This window comes from Pelagicoccus sp. SDUM812002 (genome assembly GCF_031127835.1).
Lineage (GTDB): Bacteria > Verrucomicrobiota > Verrucomicrobiia > Opitutales > Opitutaceae > Pelagicoccus.
The window spans coordinates 20902-35528 of sequence record NZ_JARXHX010000008.1 but is presented as its reverse complement, the minus strand read 5'-3'; the positions used below and the strand labels follow the sequence as shown (position 1 = coordinate 35528).

General features: G+C 56.5%; 10 protein-coding genes. 6 read left to right on the top strand and 4 right to left on the bottom strand.

Features of this window, described 5'->3' with window-relative positions; genetic code table 11:
• Nucleotides 1–18 precede the first annotated feature (18 nt).
• From QEH53_RS12975 to QEH53_RS12965, 3 genes are read right to left on the bottom strand one after another with little or no spacing between them, the layout of a single operon-like run.
• Entirely contained in the window at nucleotides 19–1452 is a 1434-nt protein-coding gene (locus tag QEH53_RS12975) for an alginate export family protein (RefSeq protein ID WP_309023632.1), read from the bottom strand.
• 6 nt (nucleotides 1453–1458) lie between these two features.
• The gene (locus tag QEH53_RS12970; RefSeq protein WP_309023631.1) at nucleotides 1459–2283 is read right to left on the bottom strand and encodes a hypothetical protein; all 825 of its coding nucleotides are present in this window, start codon (nucleotides 2281–2283) and stop codon (nucleotides 1459–1461) included.
• Nucleotides 2284–2304: 21 nt separating this feature from the next.
• Entirely contained in the window at nucleotides 2305–3591 is a 1287-nt protein-coding gene (locus QEH53_RS12965) for a phosphatase PAP2 family protein (RefSeq protein WP_309023630.1), read from the bottom strand.
• Nucleotides 3592–3894: 303 nt separating this feature from the next.
• Here QEH53_RS12965 and QEH53_RS12960 point away from each other — a divergent pair, with 303 nt between their 5' ends.
• The 4 genes from QEH53_RS12960 (at nucleotide 3895) to QEH53_RS12945 (ending at nucleotide 11231) form a co-directional block, all read left to right on the top strand.
• Nucleotides 3895–7353 carry an FG-GAP-like repeat-containing protein gene (locus QEH53_RS12960; RefSeq protein ID WP_309023629.1) on the top strand — a complete coding sequence of 1153 codons (3459 nt, stop codon included), beginning with the start codon at nucleotides 3895–3897 and terminating at the stop codon, nucleotides 7351–7353.
• A 408-nt stretch (nucleotides 7354–7761) separates the two neighbouring features.
• The gene (locus tag QEH53_RS12955; RefSeq protein ID WP_309023628.1) at nucleotides 7762–8124 is read left to right on the top strand and encodes an SRPBCC family protein; all 363 of its coding nucleotides are present in this window, start codon (nucleotides 7762–7764) and stop codon (nucleotides 8122–8124) included.
• A 360-nt stretch (nucleotides 8125–8484) separates the two neighbouring features.
• Complete coding sequence (locus QEH53_RS12950; protein WP_309023627.1) at nucleotides 8485–9801, top strand: VCBS repeat-containing protein; 1317 nt, start codon at nucleotides 8485–8487, stop codon at nucleotides 9799–9801.
• Nucleotides 9798–11231, top strand: coding sequence for a tetratricopeptide repeat protein (locus tag QEH53_RS12945; RefSeq protein ID WP_309023626.1), 1434 nt, complete (start codon nucleotides 9798–9800; stop codon nucleotides 11229–11231). Before QEH53_RS12950 ends, QEH53_RS12945 begins: the two co-directional genes overlap by 4 nt.
• 77 nt (nucleotides 11232–11308) lie before the next feature.
• Here QEH53_RS12945 and QEH53_RS12940 read toward each other — a convergent pair whose 3' ends face one another.
• Complete coding sequence (locus QEH53_RS12940; RefSeq protein WP_309023625.1) at nucleotides 11309–11515, bottom strand: DUF3185 family protein; 207 nt, start codon at nucleotides 11513–11515, stop codon at nucleotides 11309–11311.
• A gap of 222 nt (nucleotides 11516–11737) precedes the next feature.
• Here QEH53_RS12940 and QEH53_RS12935 point away from each other — a divergent pair, with 222 nt between their 5' ends.
• Nucleotides 11738–13654 (top strand): CBS domain-containing protein, encoded by a 1917-nt coding sequence (locus QEH53_RS12935; protein WP_309023624.1) that lies wholly within the window; start codon nucleotides 11738–11740, stop codon nucleotides 13652–13654.
• Nucleotides 13651–14583, top strand: a complete 933-nt coding sequence (locus QEH53_RS12930; protein ID WP_309023623.1) for a succinylglutamate desuccinylase/aspartoacylase family protein — start codon at nucleotides 13651–13653, stop codon at nucleotides 14581–14583. Before QEH53_RS12935 ends, QEH53_RS12930 begins: the two co-directional genes overlap by 4 nt.
• The last annotated feature ends 44 nt before the right edge of the window (nucleotides 14584–14627 follow it).

Below are 14627 nucleotides of genomic sequence, written 5' to 3'. Positions count from 1 at the left end.
GTCAGTAAGGGAAAGATGCTAGTAAGTAAAAACAGACCCGAGGTAGAAGAAATCGATCTCCTCAGATGGCCCCGATTGCTCGATCGCCGATTCTGGGAAGAAGTGTGCGTATCCAAAATCTACGGCCAAGTGTCGACCTATCTGCCAACGACCGCTGAGGTCCGCTTCCCAGCCGATACGTGAGGACGAGTAGACATTTCCAGCCCGTACGACACCGCCGCCTGGATTGTAGATTGCATCGTTGCTTGAATCTGACCAAAAGCTGTGAGCCGCTAGATTAAGAGTTAACTTCGACTGAGGCTTCCAAGCAAGGCCAAAGCTTGTATCCAAAATATTCTGGCGCCCTATTACGTCTGCAATCCCGAAGTAGGCATGCCCGAGCGGATACAGCTGATTAAAGGTTCCCACATCTCCTCCGAATTCGTCATCGCCACTCGCCCAATCAAAGCCAGCCCATGCTTTCAGCGAGTTGTCGTCGCTAAGCTTGTAACCGAACTTGCTGGCGAGCGACCAGGCATTCACATCGAAGTTCCCGATGTCGCCCAACTGATAGCTCAATTCGTATTCGTAGTCCATTCGCTCTCCCAGTGGAGCCCATTGGCGTAGCCCTAGCGTCCACCGACGGTCCACACCTGAGGTGCCATTGAAGCTACGTCCCGCGAACTCGTTTCGCAAAGCGTAAAGCTCGATCCCTCCTCCTGCATGAGCGCCTGTTCTCTTAGCATAGATTCCATAGAGGAGCTGATCGCTGTCTCCTTCACCGAGACCACTTGAATCGATCGGAACGAACATCGCGCCAAATGTATCCACATTCCAATCATTCACATTATGGGTCAAGCGAGCACCGTCCCAGGTGCGCAAGGAATTCGCCCAAGGCAAGGAACTCACCAGACGCTGCGAACCAAAGGCAAACTGCTGTCGGCCAACTCTCAATCGCATAGAGTCACCGCCTCTCAACTCCACCTCGGAATCGAAGAATAGCTGCTGCAGCTCGAATTCGTCTTCGTCGATGGAGCGGACCCCACCTGGCAAGTTTCGATCGGAAGCGTAGGCGCCTTTCACTTCCGCAAAGATCCGTGCCTTGTCCGGCAGGTGAAAATCTCCATGCGCTCGAAATCGAGTCAGAAGAAAGGAGTCGTCATGCGAAACGCCAACAGGACTGCCAAAGTTGAAACCTGACCAGTCCTCACCGCGAACACGGAAGTCGCCTCCAAAACTAGCCCAAAACTCCCCACTGGATCCGAGCGGAACATACTTGATCGCATCAAAAGAATCGGAGTCCCCAGGAATACCCTTCTCAAGAGCAGACCAGTCTTCAGCCCAGCGAAGGAAGCTGTACGCTGGCCGCGACGTTGGCACCTGCCCAAAGAGACTGAAATGTAAGCAAATAGCAGATACAGCGAGTAAACCGGTCAATAAACGAGACCGTCCAAGCAGTTGGTTGTTCTTCATAGGGCGTTAGGCCGTGACCGGCTCGAGTTCAGTTTCGGTTTTGGATTGCTGCTGCCAGATCAAAAGAGCCAACGCGAGCGGGGCGGCGTAGCTGCCGAAACGCTCGATCACCTCCCAGACCGGAGCGCCCGACACGACAAAGAGCGATTCTGTAGCGATCTTCCACATACAAATCCCTAGAAATACGCCGGCTCGCGGCAGTACCAAAGCAATCGCGACCATGAAGAACTCGATGGCACCTACGAATGGTACCAGCCCTTCGGCATTTTCAAAGCCGAGCGCTGCGTAGTGTTGGGCGAGGCCCGCTTTCTGAGCGAAAAGGCCCAAACCGGCATGCCCGAGCAGCAACGTTAGCGTCGTGGCCCGAAGAGTAAGCATGAGCTGGCCGCGCTTTTCTTCGTCAAGGTTCGGCCATACGGACGGAAGACGAGCGAACAGCGCCCCGCTCGTTCCGACGACTACCAGGATCGCGAACGGCACACCGTAGTTGCCTGCCCGTTCGAGAAACTCCCAAACCGGTTCGCCGGCCAATGGTCGAAGCAAAGCAGTCCACGTTGCCCAAAGCCCAGCCCAGATGAAGAGTGCCCTACAGGGCCAAAGTAAAGCGAGGATTCCCATCGCGATGTCCATGGTGCCGACGATCGGCATCATCGGCCAGGCTGTATCTTCGCCTATTCCCGCGACTGCGAAATATGGCAACCATGCTGACTTCGTGATGATGCCAAAGGCGCCATGCCCGATGAAGCAACCGGCCACGCCGATGCGCAAAATCCAAGGCAGAACCTTAGTGAGGTAATTGTCTGAGTTGTTGGAGTCTTGAATCGAGTTCACAAATGCCTGGGTAAAGTGAGATTATGGGCGTAGCGGCTGTAGCGAATTTTCGAATACCCAGTCGCCTATCTGCTTTCCGCAGACGAGAGCGACGTCGATGTCCATCGGGGTGTGAATGCCGCCGTAAATGCGGCTTTGGCCCACTTCGGTGAACGCTTCGGAAAAGCTATCGTAACTTCGCACCACGCCCGGCAGGCCATCGGATCCGATCGAGAAATGAATCTCGTCCGTGCCAAAATAGTTCGCCAGCACTCGTCCTGCCGCCGTGGAAAAAGTCATGTGAGCGGAGGTGTAAGACGGAAAAGGCAAGGAGGGCATGTTGGGGATGAAGTCGGGCTTCTGCTCCACGTGCGGATTATTTTCCTTGGTCAGCTCCCGCAGATCGGTTTCCGGACGAGCGACGTTGTAATAGTATTTGTTGTCCCATGCCGAAATGAACCCGTCGGACGCGGCGAAGTTCAGCAATGCAAACAAACGAGCGCACTCGACAGTGCTGAGTCCTTTTTCCAAGGCGATCTCGGTCGCTATCATATTCCAGTGCCCCGATGGGCCGCTCGAGCCCAAGGCGTCCGCCCAAAAGGCCACACTCAAAGTGTCGTATTCGGAACGGTTAGGGTCGTCGCGTGCTCCATGCTCGGCGACCACCGCCAATTGCTCGGCGTACTCCTTCGAGCCGACAGGCGGAGGCTCCGGAGCCCGAAACTGCTCCGGCGAAGTCATTACGAAGGGGCGAGTGCTCGCCATTTGCGGAGTCACCGCGGAGCGGAATTCGGGAGCGGTCGGACGCCATTTGCCCGGCTGCTCGCTCGGACTGTACTTGATTCCAGAAGGACGTTTGAAACCGCTGTCTTCCCGGTCCTGCAAAACTGCGTTGGCGACTTCGACACCCCAAGCGATCCCGTCCTCTTTTGATTTCCCGTCTTCTATGGCATTGAGCGCCTTATCGTAGGCGAGTTCGAAGTTTCTCGGATTCGCCTGCTGTCCCCAAATCTGCTTTAATACCGTGTAGGCGGAGCTGGCGATTGCCGCATCCATGTTCGCTCCTTCAGGGGCCTTGCCTTCGACGAGCCATGGCTCCCATTCACCTGCGATTCCATTCACAGCGTCCGCGATCGCGGCGTGATAGGACCCAAACCACAAAGCGATGGCTGGAGGAGGATTTCTAGCCAGGCGCGTCGCGTCGAGAGCTTGCTTGTTCCAGAACAGAACCGAGTTCTGCTCCAAGTGACTGGAGGGGCCAGCTAATAGATGCGAAGCTGCGGTGAGGCACACCGCAAGCACGAGCGAGGTAAGCTTTGAGTTTTTCATTGGCAATAGAGGCAACCGACAAATCGGTGGGGTGGGATTGGGACGATTCTCATTAAGTCCCCTAATTACGCCTATGAGAACTCCTTTGGGATGAACCGCGCCGTCTCGTGGGGCGAGTTGCAGGATTCGCGGGGCGAACTGCTATCGACCTGAGTGCTCGACTTACCGCCAGTCGGGAAACAGGTGGAAATCTTCTTGAAATCGAACTTTGCCAAGGCGTTCCTTTTTCACCCAACTGCTCCCCTCCGAACCTCGCCCAATACGCGCTAGACTACCGACCGATCACAGCTACCCTCGCTCCTGATGTATACCTGCATTCGAACGCTCGTCGCGCTTTGGCTACTGCTGGCCGCCCCTATAGCCAGGCCTCAATCCAGCCCCTTGCGAGCCCCGAGCCCTGCCGATAATTCGACCGCCCCTCTCCCTCGATTTACCCGCCTCGACCCCGAACGAACCGGTATCCACTTCAAAAACACCTACGACGATCCCGATATGTGGGGACGCCGTTACCGGGAATTTACCCTCGGCTCCATCGGAGCTGGCATCGCCACCGGCGACTTCGACCAAGATGGCCAACCCGATATTTACGCCGTATCCAAAACCGGCCCAAACAAACTCTACCGTCAAACGGGTGACCTGTCATTCGAAGACGTCACCGAAATGGCAGGCGTGGCCGGACTCCCTGATGCTTGGGCAACCGGAGCCACCTTCGTGGATATCGACAACGACGGCTGGCTCGACCTCTACCTCTGCCAATTCGACGCGCCCAACCAACTCTACATAAACCAGAGGGACGGAACCTTCTCCGAACAGGCTCAGGCCTTTGGCCTCGATATCGTGGACGCCTCCGTCATGGCCGCATTTTCCGACGCGGACCTCGACGGCGACCTCGACCTCTATCTCGTCACCAATATCCTAGACTACGCCCAAAACTACCAGGGTCGCCCCGACTACTTCTTCGAAAACGACAACGGATTCTTCCGCGACGTTACTGAAAGATCCGGTATCGAGGGCGTTTCCCAGGGCCATTCCGCCACCTGGTGGGACTACGACCAGGACGGCTGGCCTGACATCTACGTGGCCAACGACTTCGAAAAGCCAGACCGACTGTATCGAAACAATGGTGACGGGACGTATACCGACGTCCTCCCGCAAACCTTTCCCCACACGCCTTATTTCTCCATGGGAGCTGACTTAGGAGACGTGAACAACGACGGCTTGATGGATTTCTTCGTGAGCGACATGGCAGCGACCTCCCATCAGAAAAGCATGCGAGGGATCGCCGAACTCAGTCGAGGTACCTGGGAAAACGAGCGACTCGATTCTCTTTTCCCCATGTACATGCGCAACGCGCTTTACCTGAACAACGGAACCGACCGCTTCAACGAGGTCGCCTACCTCGCAGGCCTCGACGCCTCCGACTGGACCTGGGCCGTGAAGTTTGCCGACCTCGACAACGACGGATGGACCGACCTCTTCATTACGAACGGGAACATCCGCAACTTCATGGACGCAGACTTGCTCGAGAAGCAAAACGTCGCCTCCTCCCTCGCCGCCCGCATTCGCGTCTACCGAAACGCGCCTCTTCTCAACGAGCGGAACCTAGCCTACAGAAACAATCGCGACCTCCGCTTTTCGAACGTATCCGAGGATTGGGGACTGGACTATCTTGGCGTTTCCTTCGGAGCCTCCTACTCCGATCTCGATCGCGATGGCGACCTCGACATCGTCGTCAACAACCTCGACGAAAACCTTCTCGTCTATCGCAACAACACCCAGAACGCAGGCTTCCTCGTTCGCTTACAAGGCGTATCCAGCAATTCCTACGGCATCGGTTCCTCCGCTCACTACGAAAGCCCGACCGGCACCCAAACCCGTCAGCTCACCCTCGCTCGCGGAGTTCTTTCCAACGACGAACCGCTTCTACACTTCGCCCCGGGCACCTCTGACACTACAAACAGCAAGCTAACAATCCATTGGCCTTCAGGACAGGTTTCCACACTCCAGCAGCCCCAAGCAGGCAATATCTACACAATCTCTGAGCCTGAGTCTCTCGACTCAAGCCCTCGACCCAAAACCTCCAACGAAAAAGCTGAGACCCAATTCACGGAAGTCAGCTCCGACCTCGGCTGGCAATACCGACACCAGGAAGACCGCTACAACGAGTTCGCCGAGCAACTACTCCTGCCCCGTCGCCTCTCGAAACAAGGCCCAGCCCTCGCCTACGACTCCAACTCGGAAACCCTCTTCGTTTGCGGGTCCGCCGATCAAGCATTGCAATCGTTCGCGAAAAACGGAGTCAGCAGTCCCCAACCATCAAAACTCGATAATTCGTCTCCCAAGTCCGATACTCTCGCGCTTCTTTCCCTCAACGGTTCGCTGCTCACCCCCAACACTCTTCTACCACGAGTTCCAAGCGATTCGCCAGTTCCCTCCACCTCCGTAATCACCGCCGGTGATTTCGACTCAGATGGAGACCTCGACATCTTCCTAGGCGGCAGGCATACCCCAGGATCGTATCCAGAAACGCCAGACAGTTATCTTTTAGAAAACCGCGATGGAACCTACATCGACGTCACGGAGGAAGTCGCTCCCGACTTGCGAAAAATCGGCATGGTAACCTCCGCCATCTGGAGCGACGCCACGGGCGACGGAATTCCCGACCTCCTGCTCGCGCTCGACTGGGGACCCGTGACCCTTTTCGAAAACAGCGACGGCAAGCTCACAGACGCGACCTCCAAATCAGGGCTGGCTTCCTACCTCGGCTGGTGGAACTCAATCGCACCGGCCGACTTCAACGGCGACGGCCTGATTGACTACGTCGCAGGCAACACCGGCCTTAATACCAAATACAAAGCCAGTTCCGAATTCCCTACCGTACTTTACTACGGCGACTTCGACGACTCGGGCCAAAAGCAAATAGTAGAAGCTCAATTCGAAGACGAAAATTTGTACCCAATCCGTGCTTACAGCAAACTCCGTTTCGAAATCCCTTCGATCGCAGACAAATTTCCCACCTTTGCCGACTTCGCCCGCGCAACGCTCCCCGAAATCATAGACACAACCAAACTCGACACGGCCACGAAGCTCGAAGCAAACACGCTCGCGAGCGGAGTTTTCATCAACAACGGAAATGGGACCTTCTCGTTTTCCGAACTTCCTCGCCTGGCCCAAACCGCACCTGTATTCGGGATTGCCGCACAAGACTTCGACGGCGACGGATTCACAGACATTTTCTTAGCCCAAAACTCCCACGCCCCCGAGCCCACTACCGGCCGCTTCAGCGGTGGGCTCAGCCTGCTTGTCCTCGGAAACGGCGATGGCACGTTCCAGCCTGTTCCCTCTGCTCAGAGCGGTCTCGTAGTTCCCGGCGACGCTAAATCGACTATCACCCTCGACCTCGGAAACGACGGCTGGCCCGATCTCGTAGTTGCCCAAAATTCCGACAGGCTACTCGCATTCCAAAATTTCGGCGTTGAAGGGCATCGTTCCTTTGGCGTTGAGCTGGAGTACACCCAGTCGAACCCGCACGGCTACGGTTCAAAAGTGACGATCATACGAAAGGACGGCACGAAAACAACCGCCGAACTGACCAGCACCACAGGCTATCTCTCGCAATCTGAACCGAAGTTATTTTTCGGATACAAGGAAAGCAATAAGCCCACCGAAATCATCGTCGCTTGGCCCAAAGGCAATAAAACGTCCCATCCCTTCGAAAGCACCCCGAACGTAACGCTCCGCACGTCTAGCTCCCAGAACTAGATTCAGATAGGTTTAGAAGCATCAGACTCGGACTAAACAAGAGGACCGCACCGTGGCCGAACTACGAGCTCCTTTCGACCTTTCGCCCGCCGCCATATCGAAGCACCTCAAGGTACCTCGAAAACGCGTCGCTCATCTATCGCCTTAAGGACGGAAAGAAGCATCGCTTCAAGTTGAATACCACACCCCTGCAGGACGCCAAGCAGGCCATCGACCAGCTCGCTGCCTTCTGGAGCCAACGCTTGGACAAGCTCGATACTTTTGTTAGCAAAACGAAAAAATTCTAACCCTACGAATCCAACAAACCATGAATGACATATCCGTAAGCGATCGCGCCCAACTCAAGATTGAGCGTGCCGTCCAATCTACAATCGAGGAAGTTTTCGACGCCTTCACAAATCCCGAAAAATGAGCCAATGGTTTTTCGGGGTTCCCGGTGGCTCTGCCATCAACGAACAGGATTTCAAGGTCGGAGGTCGTTACCGAGTAGAAATGATCCACCCGAAAGTCGACTCACCCGAAAGCGAAGATTCTTGCGCCGAGGCTCCCGTGCACTACGGCGAGTACCTGGAAATCGCTCGCCCTTGTCTCCTCGCCTTCACTTGGATCGACGACGGCTTCGTTAGCTACAGCACCGTCACCATCGAGCTCGATACGGCTGGCGATAAAACCCGGCTTAAACTCACGCACGACTTGCCAACCGACAAGGTAGCTGCCCACGAGCACGGCTGGAATGCATGCTTGAACAGCATTGGCAACTCCCTCGCCTGAAAGCTTCAACCTCCGAGCGTTGGAATCAGCGTTCCATCCTCGCCTTCGACTTTAAGGGCGAGCCAAGCAAAGCTTGGCTCGCTCTGTCCCAGGAGAAACCCAAAGCGACTTCCCCCAATCGGGTGATGTACAGTCCTTAGGCGAGAAGGTTATTCTCTTAGGTTAACCTTTCTCTCCACCCAATTACCCTAATTAGGATGACTCTGCGCCCTCACATTTCTTTCGACATTATGCTCCCAAAATCCACCCTACTTCTCTTAGACACCCTTCTTGCTACGCCCCTTACACAAACACCGATACCTCCTTCATCGGCATTTTAAACCAGCCGATTAACGTATCCACGAGTTAAAGACAGATTCGATGCTCGAGCACTCCTATTCGGCGACCAATACTCACCTGCTTTGGCTTACGCTATGCTCGAGCATCCTTTTCTTTCAGGGATGCTCTCAAAAACCAGAAGCGGATACCGCTGCCCTGCCGCCCATTGCCGCCCACGCGAACGCGATCGACGACCTAGATCGATTTCCAAACCGCCAGGAATTGGGGGCACATGCCGAGGGACGCCCTTGGGTCGCGCACATTACTTCGACGGACCTAGACCAAGACGGAAAAACGGACGCCCTTTTCTGCGAGGCCCAAGAAAGCAGGATATATTGGCTACGCCAAACTTCCCCCGGTAATTTCGAAGAGCTAACCATCGCAGAAAAGATGAGGGCTCCGGTTCACGTTGAAGCGGTCGATATGGACAAGGACGGCGACCTCGATGTGCTCGTAGCGAGCATGGGACAAGTGTTTCCCAACAACGACCGAATCGGATCCGTCATCATCCTGGAAAACGACGGCCGGCAGAATTTCACCCCACATTGGATTCTGCAGAACGTGGCCCGCGTCACCGATCTACGAGCCGCCGACCTCAACCGCGACGGAGAACTCGATCTCGTTGTAGGACAATTTGGATACGATCAAGGCGAGATCCGCTGGATGGAACGTACCGGTCCTTGGGAATTTGAAAGTCATAACCTGCTGAACCTTTCGGGAACCATCAACCTTTCCGTGGCCGACTTCAACGGTGACAGCGCGCCGGATATTGTAGCGATGGTTTCCCAGGAGTGGGAGCAAGTCTGGTACTTCGAAAACTCGGGAGAGGGATCTTTCTCAAGCCGGGCGATTTGGAGTTCCACCAACGAGGACTACGCTGCAAGCGGACTCTCCCTCTGCGACCTCAACCGAGACGGAAAACCGGACGTCCTCTTTTCCAACGGTGACGGTTTCGGTCCCGTAGGCATCCCCGGCCCACGCCCTTGGCACGGGGTTCAATGGCTGGAGAACAAGGGTAACGGCTCCTTTCGCTTCCATCGCATCGGCGATTTGGCCGGCGCCTACTCGCCGATAGAAGTCGATGTAGACAAAGACGGCCACATGGACGTCATTGCTGTGAGTTCATTCAACGATTGGTATAAGGCCGACGCGAAATCTCTGGTCTGGTTTCGCAATGACGGACGAATGCAGTTCACCCCGCACGTGATCGCCTACGAGCCCATCCAGCTACTCTCTATAGTCACCGGAGACTTCTACGGCAACGGCAAACCCTCGCTCATCACAGGTGGCTTCCACGCGTATCCACCCTACAACGACAGAATCAGCCGTATCCTGCTCTGGTCGCAAGAGAAGCTATGAGCAGAACAACGATATGGACTCTAGTCGGAGGGCTCTTCGTAGTACTGGTAGTTGGAGGATTGTGGGTGTATCAGCCCCATGCTAGAGAGACTCGCTGGCACAAAGAAGCCATCGCCGCACTTCCGCCCGTCCCGGCGGATGCGACCTATCCTGAGTTGATCGCGCGGATCGAGAATGCCGAAAAGCAAGTACGCTCCGGAGATAATTGGCGCAGCCAATTGGGAAGCCTCGCTTCACTGTACCACGCCAACGGATACACCAGCGAAGCCGTATCCCTCTACGGAATTCTTGTTCGGACTGACGAAAACAACGGCCGCTGGACAAACCGGCTTGCCTCCCTTTACGCGCTCTACGGACAACTGGACCAATCGATGCTCCTTTGGCAACGCACCACCCAAATCGCCCCCAGCTACTTGCCAGCTAAGTTAAATCTCGCGGACGCGATGATTAAGACGAACCGAGCACCCGAAGCAGCCCCGATCTATAAGACAGTTCTGATAGCGGACCCGAAAAACCCATACGCCATAGCTGGGCTCGCACAGGCCGATATGGCCGCAGGCCATTGGGAACGAGCCAAGGAGCGGCTCGAGGGCGCGGGCCTCGCAACTGAAACAGGAATCGGGGAGAACACCTTGGTGACCGTTTACGAGCACCTCGGAGAGATCGACAAAGCGAGAGCGCTTCGCAGTCGAGCCAAGAGCACCGACTCCTACATTGAGGTTCCCGACCCGTGGATCGATGAGGTGAGCGAAGACTGCTACGACCCGTATCGCCTGACCCTGGAGGCCGGAGCGGCCCGCCGAAAAAGAGAGCTGCCGCGAGCCCAACGATTGTTGGAAACGGCGATTCAAGTGGACCCCGAGTACGCTCATGCCCATTTCCAGATGGGACTGCTTCAGCTTGAACTCCAAAACCGCCAAGCCGCAAAGGAGGCTCTCCGCCAGTCGGTAGACCTCGACCCAAGCTACGGCGACGGTTGGTCGCAGCTCATTGCGATCAGTACCTCACAACCCGAAGCCGCCCGCCTCCTCGAAGAAGGCCTGCGCAAGTGCCCCGACTCCCCTTCCCTGCACTCCCTCAACGGAAATCGCCTCAGAATGCAAGGACGTCTCGACGAGGCGCTTGAGGCATTCAAGAAAGTCGCGGAGCTTCGACCGGCAGAGATACTGGGGCTTATCAATTGCTCGCAAATCTACTACCAACGCGGGCAAACGGAACTTGCCGTGCAAACGCTGGAAGACGCGCTCCAAATCCTACCCGAAGACCCGATCGTGCTTTGGACACTGGCCGTGCATTGGATCGAAACGAAGAACGAGGCGAAGGCGCTCGAGCATATCGAACGCTGCCAAGCTCAGCCGCGCGTCCCCCCAGCTAACCTTCAGCGAGCCAAAGATGCCTTCCAGTCCACATTCGGGAACTCTCCGTGGTAAACGGTATCCAGAAAACAACGTCACAATCCCAGCGACGAGTCCGATTCAACATCTGTCAAACCCAGCGGCAAGCTTGGCTAAGCGCGAGAGCGGCGGCTCGCCACCAGTCCGACCAGTCCGAGACCGGCGGAAATGCCTCCGCCAACGAGCAAACCGGTGGCTTCATCCGACGGTCTGTCGGTGAAGAATTCCTGAACCCGCGAGCTGGTGGTTTCCAACTCGCGAAAGCCAAACGCCAACAACACGAGACCGGCCGTCAGCAGAATAATCGAAATGGTTCTCATAACACTCAAAGAGCCACCTAAACGACGGAAGGTTCCGCCTAAATGACAGAGTTCCCGATCTCGTGTTACATCTCTTGGCGCTCAAAGTGCAAGCGGGGTATATATGAAATCAGCTCGCAACCACCTCTACCGCGGCACTCTCAGCCCATTGCGCGTCGCAACGTTCGACATGCACCTAACGTGCATTTCCGCACCTTCGGGAATAAAAGCCCTCCCCCAACCATGAATCCGCCGTCTATTCAGAATCCGCCCAGCGCCCCAGATCGTGGACGCTACATGCAGGAGGTCCTGCGAGACATCGACGCGCTTGAGCACATGCTCGAAGAGGGGCTTCTGGAGACGGACGTCCGCCGTATCGGAGCCGAGCTCGAACTCAATTTCCTCGATTCCAACTTCGCCCCAGCCTTTGTCGGCCCGGAAATAAAGACCGAGCTGAACGACCCCGCTCTCACTTCCGAATTCGCCCGATTCAACTTGGAAATGAACGCTCGCCCCTCCCTGCTCGCGGGCCGGAGCTTCGCCGATCTGCATCGGCAAATCGACGAGACCCTCGAAAAGGTGCGATCCGCAGCGGCGCGGCGCGATTGCCACGTGCTGCTCACCGGGATCATTCCCACCCTCTCCGACGAACACATTACTCCAGAGGCCCTGACACCTGAGCCTCGCTACCAGAAACTTTACGACATTCGCAGAAAACTCAAAGGAGAGGCCTACGAGTACCGGATCCGCGGAGCAGACGAACTCATCACCCGAGACAGCGTCGCCCTGTTCGCCGGATGCGTGACCTCACAACAGTGCCACCTGCAAATCGACGCTTCTGACGCAGTCGACACCTACAATTGGGCGCAACTCGTCTCCGGCCCCGTACTCGCGGCCTGCGTCTATTCGCCACTGTTTCTTGGTAAACGGCTTTGGCACGAAACGCGGTTAGCCCTTTTCGAGCAGGCCGCCGACACCCGACGCCCAGACAACGACATTATGCGGCGACGGCCACGCGTACTTTTCGGCGAGTCGTGGCTCAAGCGCACCGTGCTCGAACTCCCGCAGGAGGACGTGACCGCTTTCGAGCCCTTTTTCACCTACGAAGGCGCACCCGATCCACTGCAGGAGATCAAGGAAGGACGCGTGCCCAAGCTAACCGCCTGGAGCACCTTCAACGGCTCAATCTATCGCTGGAACCGCATCTGTTACGGAGTCCTTGACGGCAAAGCATCGCTGCGAATCGAAAACCGAATTCTCCCCTCAGGTCCTACTGTAGTCGACATGGTGGCCAACGCTGCATTCTGGACCGGTCTAGTCGCTGCAATGCCGCAAAAGTATCGCAACCTACCAGACCAGATCCCCTTCGACGATGCGAAATCGAACCTCTTCAACGCGGCGCGGCACGGTCTCGACTCGAGCTTCCGCTGGATCGACGGCGCCACGCACACTGCCCGAGAGCTCATCCTCGACGAACTCATCCCGATCGCCCGAGAAGGCTTGACCCAAGCATCTGCTAATCCAGAGGACATCGACCGCTACCTCGGAATCGTCACCCAACGCGTCGACTCGGGACAGACAGGCGCACGCTGGATGCTCGACTCCTACACCCAGCTGCTAGCAAAGGGCAAAGCCGACGAGGCTCGTACCGCCGTCACCGCAGGCATGGTCGCCCGTCAAGAAAGCGGGAACCCCGTTCACGAATGGAGCCCCGTCGAACAAGCCGAAGCCGGTAACTGGCGCCAACGCAACGGAACCGTGCGGAGTTTTATGAGTACCGATCTCGTAAAAGTTCGCACTGACGATGTGGTCGACATGGCAGCCCATTTCATGGAGTGGAAGCGAATCGGCCACATTCCCGTGGAAGACCACGAGGGCAAGTTTCGCGGTATCATAACCAAGGATACAATCATTAACCACATGATCAGAGAGCGAGAAGAGGCGGGCTCGAGCCGAGCCTCGGACGTCATGCTGGCTGATCCCATTACCATCGATCCGGACACAACCGTTACCGAAGCCATACGACTGATCGTCGAAAAGGAAATCACCTCGCTGCCCGTCGTGGTAGACGACCGGATCGTCGGTATCGTAACCGAGCGCGACTTCGTTGATGTCGCCGAATCCCTCATATCCGAACTCGAAGACGCAACCGCGTCGTGAAACAAATTCCCACAAAACCACTTCGCCAAATCGATATAGACGACCATGTCCTCGGCAGTTATGACAGCGGACATGACGGCCCCTTGCTGCTCGCTATCGGCGGCATCCACGGCAACGAACCGTCGGGCGTGCAAGCGATCGAAGCGGTGCTCGAAGAACTGCACCGTCACCAGCCTAATCTCCACGGACGCTTCCTCGGCTTAGCTGGAAACATAGCCGCGCTACAGGCCCGGCGCCGCTATATCGACGAGGACCTCAATCGCTGCTTCCGTTCCGAACGGGTGGATGCCAGATCAGCCACGGAGAGCGTGGAGCAAGGTGAACTCGCCGCCCTGGTGAGCCTGATCGACGAGTACGCCGGCGGACACGACGACGTCTGTTTCATCGATTGCCATACCACCTCTTCCCCTTCCGTTCCCTACCTGAGTGTAAACGCCCACCCGCCCAGCCTCATCATGATGGAGGACTTCCCCCTTCACACCGTGATCGGCCTCGAGCGGTCCATCCCCGGCTGCTGCGGCGAATTCCTCAACCAGCTCGACTATCGCGGTTTCACCTTCGAAGCCGGCCAACATGAGGCCGAAACCTCGCGCGAACACCACCAAGCCACGATTTGGCTCCTGCTTGCTAATGAAGGCGGGCTAACGCTCCCCGACCCCTCTTTCATCGACCGTCAGGAATCACTGCTGCGCCAGACACTCGGCGAACCCAAACGCCACTTCGAGCTCACAGCCCACTATCGAATCGCAGCGGACGAGAACTTTCGCATGCGACCGGGCTTCAAAAACTTCGACAAAGTCGCCAAAGGGCAACCGCTTGCCGACAACAACGATGGGCTCATACGCTCCCCCTCCGATGGCCGTATTCTCATGCCGCTCTACCAGTCAGAAGGGGACGACGGATTCTTCCTCCTCTCGCCCTCCGACTAGGAGCGTCGCCAAAGCGACCCTCGTTTCGTGCCCAGACAACAGGC

Coding starts and splice junctions, on each gene's coding strand:
- QEH53_RS12950 (WP_309023627.1), top strand. CDS start 8,485: ATGCTCGAGCACTCCTATTCGGCGACCAATACTCACCTGCTTTGGCTT.
- QEH53_RS12965 (WP_309023630.1), bottom strand. CDS start 3,591: ATGAAAAACTCAAAGCTTACCTCGCTCGTGCTTGCGGTGTGCCTCACC.
- QEH53_RS12935 (WP_309023624.1), top strand. CDS start 11,738: ATGAATCCGCCGTCTATTCAGAATCCGCCCAGCGCCCCAGATCGTGGA.
- QEH53_RS12940 (WP_309023625.1), bottom strand. CDS start 11,515: ATGAGAACCATTTCGATTATTCTGCTGACGGCCGGTCTCGTGTTGTTG.
- QEH53_RS12955 (WP_309023628.1), top strand. CDS start 7,762: ATGAGCCAATGGTTTTTCGGGGTTCCCGGTGGCTCTGCCATCAACGAA.
- QEH53_RS12960 (WP_309023629.1), top strand. CDS start 3,895: ATGTATACCTGCATTCGAACGCTCGTCGCGCTTTGGCTACTGCTGGCC.
- QEH53_RS12945 (WP_309023626.1), top strand. CDS start 9,798: ATGAGCAGAACAACGATATGGACTCTAGTCGGAGGGCTCTTCGTAGTA.
- QEH53_RS12975 (WP_309023632.1), bottom strand. CDS start 1,452: ATGAAGAACAACCAACTGCTTGGACGGTCTCGTTTATTGACCGGTTTA.